This is a genomic window from Streptomyces decoyicus (genome assembly GCF_019880305.1).
GTDB classification, from domain to species: Bacteria; Actinomycetota; Actinomycetes; order Streptomycetales; family Streptomycetaceae; genus Streptomyces; species Streptomyces decoyicus.
The window spans coordinates 68,950-81,855 of the sequence record NZ_CP082301.1 but is presented as its reverse complement, the minus strand read 5'-3'; the positions used below and the strand labels follow the sequence as shown (position 1 = coordinate 81,855).

The following is a 12,906-nucleotide window of genomic DNA, read 5'->3' as shown; positions in this document are numbered from 1 at the left end:
GGCTCGTCGATTCTCGACCGACGGTCGATCAGGCCAACCGTCACGGGCTCGTGAATGGACGAGTGTGTTCCTCCTGGGCTTAGCGACTGGGGTATAGCCACGGACGGGAGGCGCGCCGTTTTGGGCCCCTATGTCTTACCGATACGCGAGAGCGGCGGGCGTCACCCAAGTCGGGCCGGTGAAGGCCCGAGCAAATGCGATCTCGCCAGCCCTGCGAATCTTCACTGTAGACGCGTGTGCGATGTGCGCGGCTTTGCCAGCACACAGCACACATGTAGCGTCTTTATCAGCGTGCATCTGCACACTTGGGGAAGTCAAGCAATGTGGGCGGCGGCTGGAAGTCCCCCGGATCTTTTCTGTGCAGAGCACCGGAGGATCGCCGAAACGCGATCATGAGTCTGCCGAGAGGAACAAGCGTCCGCGCGGCGTACGTCGAGCAGATCAGCGGGCTCGCGTTCCGCCATGGCCGGCGAAGTGCCGGTCTGCAAACCGTATTACAGCGGCTGGCGCTGCTGCCGGCCAGCCGGGCGGATGCCCGAGTGGCTGCTCGGCCGCGGTCACGCCAGAATCTCCTCGACAGCGGATCTTCGGCCTGACGGTTCGTAGGCCGGCCCACAACCCGGCCTGGGCTCCGTTTGCCCCGTTGGTGACACTGCCATACGCTCGAAGTAACTGATCTTTCTGTAACTGATCTTTCTCGCTGCGCAATGCGGAGTCCAGGGGGCGAGCCAGCCGCTGTCGGGGGCGAGGGTCTGGCCGACAACAAATCCTTCCTTCGGTCTCTTTCAGATACGTTCCCTCAGGCACCCGGAGCGGTTCTCCCCAACCGGACGCGCTCAGGATTCCCGGAAAGCTCAAGGACCCTCTCTACAACGCCAAGACAGCAAAGGCCATCAAGGACGAACGGGGTCTATTGCCAGCGCATGGATGGCGGCTCCGCAAAGTTCGAGCCGTTCCCTGGTGCTTCGTTCTTCCACACGGGGCAGAAATCGCCGGTGATCGCCGCGATGCACAAACGGCTTGTCGCTGAAGGTTGCAATCGATACGAGTCCAGCTGTGACGCCGACGTGTGGGGCCGGGGCGATGTGAAGTCCTAAGCCGCCTGGCAGCAAAAGCTCCACTTCTCGGCCCGCCGGCGATGCCGACGGCGTCCCCGGAAGGTTCAGTTGGGACAGGCTGCACGTCCCCAACGTCTGACGGACCGTGCCGGAAGAGCCGCTGTGGGCATCCTTGTGGGCCGGGTAACAAGCGGCTCCTTCGTCGATGTTGACATCGCCGCCTTGCAGTAGACGGTGAACCTCACTGAGGGCCCGTCCTTCCCCACCTTCTAGCGCATGACGGGAAGCCCCTCGCTGCCAAGCTCTAAGTGCTCGTGGCCCTGGGAGATTTCGGTGTCCGGGGGAGCCACGGGCCTTCGTGCACCGCACGCGCCGTGCTGCGCTTGCGGTGAACGTGCCCTGGATGGACCAAGGGTGCGGCCCGGGTATCCCTATGCGATAAAGGGATTATGGCGGATACGCTGAAGAACGCCGATGTGGAAGTCAAGATCATCTTCTCTGGTGAGGCGGCAGCGTCCGCGTGCCGGATGCTCGGTCTGGAGGCCGACGACGGCAAGGGCCTGACGATTTACTTCTGGGACAAACCGTGGACGAACGGCGAGGATATCCGCCTTCCCCTGGCGGAGGCGGGAGTTGTTATCCGGCTACGGAAGCCCACGAAGGGCGATGCGGACGACCTGACCGTGAAACTGCGGCCGTGCGACCCGGATGTACTGCCTGTCGACTGGCGGGGGAGTCGTGACGGGAAGGACTGGGAGTTCAAGATCGAGGAGGATTGGACCGGTCGCAACCGCGTCTGGGCTGCCTCACTGAAGGTGGAAGACGACTTCGACCGGCCCACCGCCGATGGAGGGGGAGGGGACTCGCGTCTTCCCCGGCTGACCCGGGACCAACAAGGGCTGCTGGCGAGCGCCGAGGTCACGGACAACGACTTGGCGGACCTTGTGCCACTCGGCCCGGTCCAGGCCGTCAAGTGGAAGCCCTCCCGCCGCGACCTGATTCACCCGCTCACCGCGGAATTCTGGAGCGTCGCCCCCGACCTGCGCTTCTTGGAGATGTCACTCCGGGCCCATCCCGCGGAAGCCTCCGGCGCACAGGACCTGCTGGAACGCGCCCTCCTGGACTTGGGCCTCCAGCCTCCCTCGCCTCAGACGTCGAAGACCCGCAGCGTCCTCACCACCCTTGCCCGCGCGCACCTGACCCGGTAGCGAGGCGGTCGGGAGGGGCGGTTCGTGCGGCCGGGTCAGGAAGCACGTACCTTCAGCAGTTTGTCGTCGCACTGCAGGATCTCGAGCCGGCGGTCGGGCCGGGCCGCACCCGGAAAGCTGATGGCGAGTGACCGTCCGTCCGCCGTCGACCAGTGGCCGGGGATGACGTCGGGTACGTCGGCACCGCCGATGGCGTGGTCGATGAAGATTCCGTCCGCGGCGATATCCATACCCCTGCGGCCACGAGCGGGTGGAAACGGGTAGTCGGCCGGACGGTAGACGGCTACGCCCTCGGTGTCCTCCTCGTAGGAGTGGGTCCACTGCTGGAACAGTTCGGCGGGCAGCTCGCTCATTGTCCCGGCCTTCCGTCGGAAGCACCTTTTGCCCCGGATCGCACCAAATGATACCGTTTTGTGGGTTAATTTATTCGCATGCCAGGGCTTATTTACCGGAATGCGGTAATGCCTCACCCGGCCACAGCCGCGTCCCGCGACGGAACGTGGAGGTGTGATATGTCCGAGAACGACGAGACCACCGCTCCTGCCCGCCGAGGTTGCGGCACGATGCCGGTGCATCATCTGCTGATGGCCGAGAATCCGGCATACGCCGCGAACCGTGTCCAGATCGAGAACCAAGCCTTCGCCTACGAGACCGGCGCAGAGGCAACGGCCCGTGTCGGCATGACCCGCATCCCGGTCGTCGTGCACGTGGTGTTCAACACCGCCGCACAGAACATCGGCGAGGACCAGGTCGACAGCCAGATTGAGGTACTGAACCAGGACTTCCGGGCTCTCAATCCGGACATCGACAGGGTCCCCGCGGTCTGGAAACCGCTCGTGGCCGACAGCCGCATCGAGTTCCACCTCGCCACGCAGGATCCGCAAGGGCAGCCCACCGACGGCATCACCCGCACACAGACCCAGACCACGAAATTCAACATACGGACCAACGCCGTCAAAGGCTCGTCGAGCGGCGGCCACGAGGCCTGGCCCGCTGACCGCTACCTCAATCTCTGGGTCTGCCCGCGCATCTTCGACCCTGGGGACCCCAACGAGATACTCGGCTATGCCCAGTTCCCGGGTGGTCCCGCAGCTACGGACGGGGTGGTCATCGGCCACCGGTTCTTCGGTACGACCGGCACCGCATCCGCTCCCTTCAACGGTGGGCGCACGGCGACCCACGAGGTGGGGCACTGGCTCAACCTGCTGCACATCTGGGGCGACGACGACGGCGGCTGCAATGGCAGCGACCTCGTCGCGGACACCCCGAACTCCAGCGGTCCCAACTTCCAAGCCCCGACCTTCCCTCGGCTGTCATGCAGCAACGGGCCGGACGGCGACATGTTCGTCAACTACATGGACTACACCGACGACGAGGCCATGTTCATGTTCACCAAGGGCCAGGTAGCCCGCATGGAAGCCACCCTTGACAGTGCGCGGTCGTCCTTCAACGGTGCCTGACGGGCATGCAGCCCTGAGACGATCTCGGCGTGGCTGTTGTGATCACGGCGTCGGAGCTGTCTTGGATGGCCTCGTTCGACGGGGTGAGCCCTCGTCAGTCAGCCCTGGTAGGGCTTGACGATACGTCAATTTCCCTTGTCGTACGGTGACTCGAAGGCGGCGGCGCGCGTCGAGCAGCGCCCCGTCCGGATCAGCGATCACCGCGGTCCCCTGCCGGCCATGCAACCAAGGCTCCGCTTCCGCAAGGACACTGTGCTCATCGTGGACGCCTCCCTGGTCCCCACCCGCGACCACGAGGTTGCCGGGACAGTCCAAGAACTATCGATACTCCACCCACCGTTAGGCCGTCAGCGACACCGCCACCCGCCTCGTTGTCGCCGTAGGTCGTCGCCCCCTGCCCGGCAACCGCAACGACTGCAGGGCATGGGAGGAATCCGGCGCGAAGGCCGCCGTCAGGAACACGGTGACGATCGCCGACGGAGGGCAGCTACCGGCCTGGAAGAAGGAGCACACTCGGGCGCACAAGCAGGTCCGTGCTCGTGATTTCACGGCCACTTCGTCTCACCCCGTACCGCGCGGAGCACGGTGTCGAAGGCCGGGTCGTGGACCTCGGCGTGCCTGTAAACCTCGTCGACCATCGCGGCTGAGGCTCACCCTCCGGCATGGGGGCGCGCAAGGCCGACGGTGGTTCTGGCGCCTGCGGTCGCGCTCCGGACGGGCAGGTTGATCCAGATGCCACAGTCGAGGCGCAGCGCGAAAATGAAGATGAACCATGACTGTTCCGGGAGGGTTCCATCACCGCCATCGACAAGAAGTGGGGGCAGATCCCCTGGGTCGGTGCACCGGTGGACGCCGGCGCCGGCAGCCAGGAAGGTCCGAACCCGCACGGGCAGGCCGTCACGTGACTCCCAAGGGCAGCTCACCATGGCCGCGCCCAGGACGGCCGCCCGGATCTCCCCGGCCCGCTGTGCCACGGCGTCATCGGCAAGGACGGACGCGTCTACATGCTGGGCAACGGTCGCACGAACCACGTCGGCCGGGGTGACGACGATGTGCTTCGGGCCGTCTTCGACGAGAGGCCGCTGCCTCGTGACAATGAGCAGAACACCGACGGTAACGCGAGGGTCTACGGATTCGAATGCGAGAGCCTCGGCGACGGAACCCACCCCTGGCCGGAGGATCAACTCGAGGCGATCGAAAAGGCAGCAGCCGCGATCTGCCGCACATACGGCTGGCACGTCGGCAGCGTGATCGGCCACCTGGAGTGGCGGCCCGGCAAGATCGATCCCAAGGGATTCACGAGGGATAGCATGCGCGCGAGGATTGCCAGGCGCCTCGCCGCCACCTGAGGAGCTGACCATGACCATCAAAGGAATCGATGTCTCGTCATTCCAGCCGGAGAAATACCGCACCGACGGGTTCGCCTTTGTATTCATCAAAATCACGGAGGGAACCACCTACACGAACCCCAAGTGGGCCGCTCAACGTAAGACCGCACGAGACGCCGGAATGGTGACTGGCTTCTACCACTTCGCCCGTGCTGGATCCTTTGAAGCCCAGGCCGACTTCTTCCTCTCCAATATCAAGCTGGCGGAGGGGGATATTCTCGCCCTCGACTGGGAGGACCATCGCGTCTCGAACTCCTTCAAGGACAACTGGATCAAGCGCGTGCAGCGCCGCGCGCCCGGTCACAAGACGGTGCTTTACTGCAACCGGGATTTCTGGCTGCACCGTGACAGTACGTCCTTCGCCGGGGACGGCCTGTGGATAGCCCAGTACAACGGCAGCCCCGGTCGGCCCGGCATTCAGCACCCGTGGATGTTCCACCAGTACACCGACCACCCGATCGATACGAACGTCGGAAACTTCAAGGACAAGGTGGCACTGCGCGCCTGGTCCTCACACCGGCAGCTGGCTCAGTTCGACTGAGCCGCGCGCTGCTCATGCCTGACGGTCGGCAGCGTCGGACGGCCAGCCGCACCTCTGCACTGATCGGCCAGACCGCCGAGCAGGCGGACTGGCGTCGGGCGAACTGCTTCACTAGCGAGCCGAAGACTTCGGAGACCGACTCGTTGAGGGCACCGGACTGCTCCTGACACACCAGTCCCGCGGTGAACTGGGCAACGGCATGGGTGAGTTCGTGAGCGACGATATCGTGCGAGATGGTGAAGTCGTTGAAGACCTGGCCGTTGCCGAAGACCATGCGTTCGCCGTCCCAGAACGCGTTGTTGTAGCTACGGCGGTAGGGGACGCCGGCTTCCAGCGGCAGGTTGGCGGCGTCGATCGAGTGCCGGCCGTACATCTCCTTGTAGAAATTGAACGTGAGGCCGAGGCTGTCGTAGGTGCGGTTGACGGTGCCGTCCGCGACCCGGGTGACCCCGTCGGGCCTGACACGGCGCCGGGCAGACCGAGGCTGCTGCGGTGGGTGTCGAAGATCGTCCGCTCGAGGTGCGTCTCGGCGGCTCGAGCGGCGGGCGCCACCAGGCTGGGCGATTCGGCCCGGCAGGACCGGAACGTGGTCTCGGCATAGGCCTGGAGAGCCATGGCTGGCGGCGCTGTGTTGCGGGCCTTCGCGCCCAGTGAGACGGTATACGGGGGACAAATCCGACAGCCTGGCAATGGACAGCCTTGCAGGCGACGGCACTACGCGTCGATACGCGACTGATCCGCGCCCCACCATCCCTGGCGCCTGACACCCCGTGAATCGGCGCGCTTCCACGAATCGGCAGCGCACAGAGAGCGGGAAATTCAATGGCGAACGGACCCATGGACAGGCGCACCTTCGGCGAGCATCCCGGTCAGCCCAATGGTCCCGGCACGGGCCAGGGCACGGAGTACACAGGTCGATACGTGGTCCTGCTCGACCCGGGTGACGAGGAGAGCGGGCTGAACGCACTGCGTTCCTCCGCCGACATCGCGTCCGTCGAACGTGTCCGGGGAACCGAGGCCGCGAACGTCGCCGAACTCCTCGAGCGCCCTGACGTCTCGGTGCTCTTCGAGGAACTTGGCGCCGCCGTCGTCGAGGTCCGGCCCGAGCAGCGCCACGCGCTGGTGACCACGGCCGAGGCGGAATCCTCGATCATCGCGGCAGAGCCGGAGCGCATGGTCTACGCCTCGCCGATCACCGCCCCCCAGCAGGCGCCGACCGAGTTCTTTCCGGCCTACCGCAGCGACGAGGAAGTGGTCGCCCATCACACCAGAGCCGAAATCGCCGCCGCCCAGGGCCCGGCCACGGACGAGCAGAAATGGACCTGGGGCCTGCAGGCGATCCGGGCCAATCTGTCCAGCCTGACCGGACGCGATGTGAAGATCGCCGTCCTCGACAGCGGCGTGGACACCGACCACCCGGACCTGGCCGGGCGCATCGAGGCGACGGTCTCCTTCGTACCCGGCGAGACCGTCGAGGACGGGCACGGCCACGGCACGCACTGCATCGGCACCGCTGCCGGTCCGGCCGACCCCCGGCAGGGGCCCCGTTACGGTGTGGCCTGCGAAGCCCGGATCCTCGCGGCGAAGGTGCTCAGCAACGCAACGGGCAGTGGCTCCGACGGTCAGATTCTGGCGGGCATGGCCTGGGCCGTTGCCCACGGTGCGCGGGTGATCTCCATGTCGCTCGGCGCTCAGGTCCGACCGGGTGAGCTCTTCCCGCAGACATACGAGAAGCTGGCCCAGCGCGCGCTCGAACGCGGGACGTTGATCGTCGCTGCCGCGGGCAACGACAGTCATCGGCCCCCGGAAATCCGGCCCGTCAGCCGGCCCGCCAACTGCCCCTCCATCCTCGCGGTGAGCGCGCTGGACAAGGCACTCACGCCGTCATTCTTCTCCAACGGCGGCATCAACGGACAAGGCGGCGAGGTCAACATCGCCGCGCCCGGCAGGGACATACACTCGGCTGCCCCTGGTGGCGGGTACAAGAGCATGAGCGGCACCAGCATGGCCACGCCGCACGTCGCGGGTGTCCTCGCCTTGCTCGCCCAGGCAAACCCCAAGGCTTCTGCGGCCGACCTCAAAATCAGCCTGATGTCCGGTGCCTTCCCGCTGACACAGCCCGCCAGGGACGTCGGCTCGGGACTGCTGCAGGCGCCGTGACCGAGTCGTCCCAGTCCGCGCCGGTCGGGGTCATCCTCGCGGTCGACCCCGACCGGTTCGCGGAAGCGGTCGAGGCCTTGCGACGGGCCGGGCTGACGGTTACGGGCGAGCAGGCGACCCTCGGCACGCTCTCCGGCACTGTCGCGGAGGACCGGATTCCGGCCCTGGAGACAGTCGACGGCGTCGAATCCGTCGACCGGGAGCGCACCATTCAACTGCCCCCGCCCGACTCCCCAATCCAGTAAGACTGAGAAACGCCCCGGGCCTGAGGCCGGAGCGTCTTTCTCCCGGATGAGCTCCATCGAGTGGGAGAAAGTGCCCCTCACTAGAAAGTGCCCCTCACTTGGGGAAACTCTCGTCAGGAGCGACCCCACGGCCCCGGGCGCGTCGGGAAGTCCAGTTTCACCAGGGCAGGCACAGTGAGCGAAAGGCGTCGACCAGTTGGGCGGCATCCTGGCGGAGCCGCCCGGCCGGGGTTTTGACTTCAACAAGCCTCGTCACTGACCCGAAAAGGTGCCGAACGACGGCCGATTGGCCTCGGCAGTCCGGTTGCGGGGCATGCGGGTGAGAGTAGCCTGGAGTTGATGTGCTGCCGGTTCTGGAGGTAACGATGTTTCTCCGATTGCTGCGGCGCCGTAAGCCGCATCGGCTCGTTTTTCTCGGTGACGGCCGTCTGATCCGCGGCTTCAGCGGCGGATTCTATGACGGTCACGGATATCAGCACTGACACCGTTCACGGTGGAATCCTGGAGGATATGCGGTGGCAGAGGATATCGATGCCCTGGAAGCCATGGCAAGGATCCTGTCACCGCATTGCCGTGTCACCCGGATGTCCGACGGAGTGCTGATCGCGGACTGGAAGCGGACGCGTTTTCTCGGGTTGGCGATGACGGAAGTCCGGAAATTCGCCTCCGGAAGCCCTGAGGAACGCGCCGAACTTGTCATCGGTCTCATGCGTGCCGGGTGCGCGACGGGCCGCCGGAAAAAATACCCGGACGTCGGCGTCGGGCTCTGGCTGGGTGGAGTGCACCTGCTGATCCGGACCCTTGGATTCGGGCGCGTCCTCCGGCTGCTGTCCTTGGCCGCCCCGGGTTACGCCCGTGCGGACCTCCCCTCCGCGGAGGAGCTCGGACGGCTGAAACGAGTAGTGCAGTCACACAGCAGCAGAAGCTGGTTCGTCAACGGCGACTGCAAGTCCGAGGCGGTGACGGCCTTCGTCCTGCTGCGGCGGTGTGGCCTGAAAGCCGTACTCCATGTCGGCGTGCGTGAACACCCGTTCGCCCTGCACGCGTGGACCGTCTCGGGCGGCCTGTGCATCCCCGACGCCGATCCGCGAGGACACGCCTTCACACCAGTCCTCTCGATCGACAGCGGAGGACTCTGACATGGAAGCGCTCCGCCTCGATTGGGCCGGGGGCGCACCGAGGCTCCGGCCCAGCGAGGCCATGGCGCGTCAGGGACTCGTGACGACGGTCTCTTCGCGGGCCGGGACCGCGGCCGTCGTCGGCTGGGTCGGCTCGGCCCGTGACCGGGCGGCGGGCGTGCGGGCCCTCCTCGACGACTCCGGCAGGCAGGGGGCCGCCCTGCCCGTGCCGGCCGGCGACTACGCAGCTGTTCTGGTGTACGGCGACCGCATTCTTCTGTCGCGCGACGAGCAGGCACGCATCCCGCTGTTCTTCCGGGAGTCCGGGGGCCGCGTGAGCGCCGTGAGCACCTCGGTCCGCTGCCTGGGGAGCGTCACAGAGCTGGAACCCCGCTACTTCTGCCGTTACCTCACCGGGAACATGGCACAACCGCACTCGGACCTCACCCCTTTCGCCGGGGTGCACCGCGTCCTCGGCGGCGAGGTGGTCGAGCTGTCCCTCACCGGGCAGATGCGCAGTCGTACGCTGCGACGGACCCGTCGGGCCACCGACCCGTCCGAGCCGACCGCGGACGGCTCCTGCCTCGATGAGGCCGCGCAGGAGTTGCGCCGCGCGCTGGAGACCGCGGTCGGACGCCGCATGGGCACGACGACGGCATGCCATGTCTCGGGCGGCACCGACTCCACCAGTGTCGCGCTGCTCGCCGCACGCCTGCTGGCCGCGGAACGGGACGGCGCCGGGGACCTGGTCCTGCTCGCCGGGCGTTTCTCCCGCGGGGAGCTGGTCGCGGAGCGGCCGTACCTCGACGTCGCGATGGAGGCGATCCGCCGTCACACACCCGCGGCCCGTCCCGTGATCGTCGATGCCGACGACGTAGCCGACTTCGACGACTTCCAGCACCACGCGGGAGACGCCGACGAGCCCTATGCGCATGCCTTCCGCGCCCCCTTCTGGGCCAGACTTCACGCCGCGGCCGCCGAACTGGGCTGTGACACGCTCCTGACCGGCTGCGGGGCCGATCCGGTCGTGGACGCCAACCCGTACCACCTGCACAGGCTGGCCCGCACGGGTCAGCTCCGGCAGATGACCGAGCAGGCACGTGCCTGGGCCGCGGGAAGCGAGCGGGGCTTGCGGGACATCGTCCGCGCCTACGTGGTGCAGCCGGCCTTTCCGCTGGCAGCCGAACGGATCGCCGCGCTCCGCGGCGGCGGAACGGTGCTCGGCGGCCTCGGCACCTTCAACCGCCCCCGATGGCTGCGATCCGGATTCGCGCGCGCTCACGGCTATCGGGATGCGGGCATCGCGGAGAGCCGGTTCGTGTTCGGCCGCAAGCCGGAACAGGCGCTCTACGACGCCGCCAACTACGTCGCCGCTCCCGACCTGCTGTCGTGGCGGCGCGCACGACGGGACGGGTTCTTCCTCTCGCACCCCTTCCTCGACCCGGAGGTCGTCGCGACGATGAGCCGGCTTCCTGCCGCAGCCACGTTCCGGCCGGGCCGTCCGAAGGCCGTGCTCCGTGAGGCCATGGCGGATCTCCTCCCTGCCCCGATCCGCGGCAGGGCGGTCAAGGTGCCCTTCAACGATCTCTATGCCCGCGGCCTGCGGATACACGGCGACGAACTCATCGCCCTGTGCCGCTCCGCCCGACATCCGCTGATCGCGGAGATGTTCGACGTCGAGATGCTGTGCAGGGCCGTGCGGGAGGCCCAGCTCGGCCTGGGGGACTCGTACTCCTGGGATCGCGTGAACAGCTCGCTCGCCCTGGTGGCCTGGCTGGAGCGCCTGGGCCGGCGTTCCGGCGTGCCCGGCGCGGCGGTGCCCGTCACCGCTGGCTCTTGATGTCCCACAGGGTCCGCTCGACCGGGCCGGTGTAGAGGTCGACGAGGCCGTACCGGCTCACCAGCTCGCGTACGTCCGCCGGGGAGGGGATGCGGCTTTCCTCGCCTTTTCGCGCAATGGATGTCTGCACGCTCGCGCCGTGCGTGCCGAACTTCCAGTAGACAGTGACGAAACGCGGGTCCCTCGTGCGTTCGTCGAGCGCATTGTTCTCGTGCACCCTGGCACGGTAGATGAGAGAGTCAAGACCGCTCTTCTGTTGCTCCTTCACCCATCCGGGGACTTTTTCCCTACCCCAGGAGTACGCCACGAAGTTGATCGGTGGCTGCAGCACGAGCCGGTCCTTGCGCGCGAGGCTCGCGGTGGCATAGAACGCCACCTGGTCGTACGGCGTGTCCATGGGCAGTTGCACCACCACTCGCGTGGCGAAGGTGTCGTTCGACTCAACCCATTGTCCATCGGGCATCCACGGTTTCGCCTCGACCAACTCGCCGGGCTGGTGCATCTCCCGGCGGGAGAGCGGGTTCACTTCCGAGGAGTTGAGCCACTGCTCGGCATCGCCTCGCCACTGCTGGCGGAGCCGGTCCTTCGGGCTCAGCGGCACCTGTTTCCCCATGGCGTGGACCTCGGTGCCGAGCACGTAGAAACCCACGTCGCCGTGGTTATGGAGGGTGATGTCGACCGGTACGGCGAATGCCGTGCGGTCCTTGCTCAGCACCGGCTTTCCCATGGACAATGTGATGAGAGGCCTGGTTTGTCGCTGGTACGGCTGATAGAGGTTCTGGTAGCCGAAATTGGCGATCGCGATGACCGAGGAGACGATCAGCGCGGCGGCCACCCGCTTCGGAGCGGGGATCACGACCGACGTCCGCCACACCGCGAAGACAGCGCCTGCCGAGCCCGCCGTGAGCGCGCCGAACAGCGCCGGGTAGGCCACGGAATCGCCGTTCTTGAGTGTCTGCACCAGGAGCATGGCGTTGGTCAGAAAGGCCGCGAACGTGCCGATCAGCGCGACCAGGCCGGAGTAGGCGTAGCTCTGCCGGATCCAGTGGTCCAGGACCGCGGCGGCGCCCACGAGCGTGGTGAACGAGACCACGAGAAGGACGGCACCGGTGAGGCGACCGGCGAAGGTCAGATCATGGGCGAAGTCATCGAGGCCGAACCGAGCCAGCAGCACCGTGGTCATAAGGAGGACCAGCACGATCACTGTCAGGGCCACCCGCGACTGCCAGGTTCGCAGCGAGGGCCGTCGCGTTTTCGGCTGCGAGCGGGGGCGCGGCCTTGGGGGAGTCCGCACGTGATCACCTCCTGAGGCCGCCGGTCGTGCGCTACACGTGTGCAGCGCGGACTCAGGAGATCTGCCGCCGCGCCGAGGGTTCGAGCACCATCGTCCGTGGCGATCCGTCGGGTCGCCATCCGAATGCCCCCGGACGTGCGAGCCGGTGGTTCGCCAGGTGGGCTTCGCGACGTCGCCATAGGTCCAGCCGCGGCCCTTGGACAGGTGGGGCCCAGTTGGCGTTGCCGGTGGCCCCGGCCTTGCCGAGCTGCGGGTCGGCGGTGACCTTCTGAGCGCCGTTCACCTGCCGCTGCGACAGACGGCAGAGGTGTAGAGACCTGATCGGCAGCGGCTTTTGGCAGGCGGCTGACGGGGCGCAGTCCGTCGACCTCAACGGCCAGGGCCCAGGCAAGGCGTCGCAGACCTTCACGACGACAGCGGGCAAGACGTACACGGTCTCCTACGCGCTGGCCGGCAACCCGGCGGGCACTCAGGGCGTGAAGACAGGTGAGGTTCTCATCGACGGACAGAACTTCCTGAATCAAGACCTGAAGGACCAGGCCCGGCCCTTCAGAGGGACCAAGACCCCAGACCAGATCACCGACCGCATCTGCC

General features: G+C 66.8%; 10 protein-coding genes and 3 pseudogenes. 10 read left to right on the top strand and 3 right to left on the bottom strand.

Annotated features, from left to right (window positions below; genetic code table 11):
• Positions 1-1,507 precede the first annotated feature (1,507 nt).
• The gene (locus K7C20_RS00335) at positions 1,508-2,266 is read left to right on the top strand and encodes a hypothetical protein (protein WP_030075419.1); all 759 of its coding nucleotides are present in this window, start codon (positions 1,508-1,510) and stop codon (positions 2,264-2,266) included.
• 35 nt (positions 2,267-2,301) lie between these two features.
• On the opposite strand, the gene K7C20_RS00330 is transcribed toward K7C20_RS00335, so the two are convergent.
• Complete coding sequence (locus K7C20_RS00330; protein WP_053209389.1) at positions 2,302-2,619, bottom strand: hypothetical protein; 318 nt, start codon at positions 2,617-2,619, stop codon at positions 2,302-2,304.
• A 159-nt stretch (positions 2,620-2,778) separates the two neighbouring features.
• Between K7C20_RS00330 and K7C20_RS00325 the strand changes: the two genes are divergently transcribed.
• The 4 genes and pseudogenes from K7C20_RS00325 (at position 2,779) to K7C20_RS00315 (ending at position 5,655) form a co-directional block, all read left to right on the top strand.
• The gene (locus tag K7C20_RS00325) at positions 2,779-3,726 is read left to right on the top strand and encodes a zinc metalloprotease (RefSeq protein ID WP_030075418.1); all 948 of its coding nucleotides are present in this window, start codon (positions 2,779-2,781) and stop codon (positions 3,724-3,726) included.
• Between the two features lie 29 nt (positions 3,727-3,755).
• Positions 3,756-4,267 (top strand): annotated as a pseudogene (locus K7C20_RS37920) (transposase); the annotation flags it as partial.
• A gap of 415 nt (positions 4,268-4,682) precedes the next feature.
• Positions 4,683-5,075, top strand: a pseudogene (locus tag K7C20_RS00320) (N-acetylmuramoyl-L-alanine amidase); the annotation flags it as partial.
• 10 nt (positions 5,076-5,085) lie between these two features.
• Entirely contained in the window at positions 5,086-5,655 is a 570-nt protein-coding gene (locus K7C20_RS00315) for a glycoside hydrolase family 25 protein (RefSeq protein ID WP_030075415.1), read from the top strand.
• Here the strand turns inward: K7C20_RS00315 and K7C20_RS38915 are convergent.
• Positions 5,594-6,406 carry a M4 family metallopeptidase gene (locus K7C20_RS38915; RefSeq protein WP_078953255.1) on the bottom strand — a complete coding sequence of 271 codons (813 nt, stop codon included), beginning with the start codon at positions 6,404-6,406 and terminating at the stop codon, positions 5,594-5,596. The two genes, K7C20_RS00315 and K7C20_RS38915, sit on opposite strands and share 62 nt — an antisense overlap.
• Before the next feature lie 86 nt (positions 6,407-6,492).
• Here K7C20_RS38915 and K7C20_RS00305 point away from each other — a divergent pair, with 86 nt between their 5' ends.
• The 4 genes from K7C20_RS00305 (at position 6,493) to K7C20_RS00290 (ending at position 11,018) form a co-directional block, all read left to right on the top strand.
• On the top strand, positions 6,493-7,815 hold the full coding sequence (locus K7C20_RS00305) for a S8 family peptidase (protein ID WP_245171263.1): 1,323 nt from the start codon (positions 6,493-6,495) through the stop codon (positions 7,813-7,815).
• Positions 7,812-8,060 carry a hypothetical protein gene (locus K7C20_RS00300; protein WP_030075412.1) on the top strand — a complete coding sequence of 83 codons (249 nt, stop codon included), beginning with the start codon at positions 7,812-7,814 and terminating at the stop codon, positions 8,058-8,060. Before K7C20_RS00305 ends, K7C20_RS00300 begins: the two co-directional genes overlap by 4 nt.
• Positions 8,061-8,575: 515 nt before the next feature.
• Entirely contained in the window at positions 8,576-9,199 is a 624-nt protein-coding gene (locus K7C20_RS00295; RefSeq protein WP_030075411.1) for a lasso peptide biosynthesis B2 protein, read from the top strand.
• A gap of 1 nt (position 9,200) precedes the next feature.
• On the top strand, positions 9,201-11,018 hold the full coding sequence (locus tag K7C20_RS00290) for an asparagine synthase-related protein (protein ID WP_030075410.1): 1,818 nt from the start codon (positions 9,201-9,203) through the stop codon (positions 11,016-11,018).
• Here the strand turns inward: K7C20_RS00290 and K7C20_RS00285 are convergent.
• Complete coding sequence (locus K7C20_RS00285) at positions 11,002-12,222, bottom strand: hypothetical protein (protein ID WP_245171266.1); 1,221 nt, start codon at positions 12,220-12,222, stop codon at positions 11,002-11,004. The two genes, K7C20_RS00290 and K7C20_RS00285, sit on opposite strands and share 17 nt — an antisense overlap.
• Positions 12,223-12,626: 404 nt before the next feature.
• On the opposite strand from K7C20_RS00285, the pseudogene K7C20_RS00280 reads away from it, so the two are divergent.
• A pseudogene (locus K7C20_RS00280) lies at positions 12,627-12,827 on the top strand (DUF642 domain-containing protein); the annotation flags it as partial.
• Between the last annotated feature and the right edge of the window lie 79 nt (positions 12,828-12,906).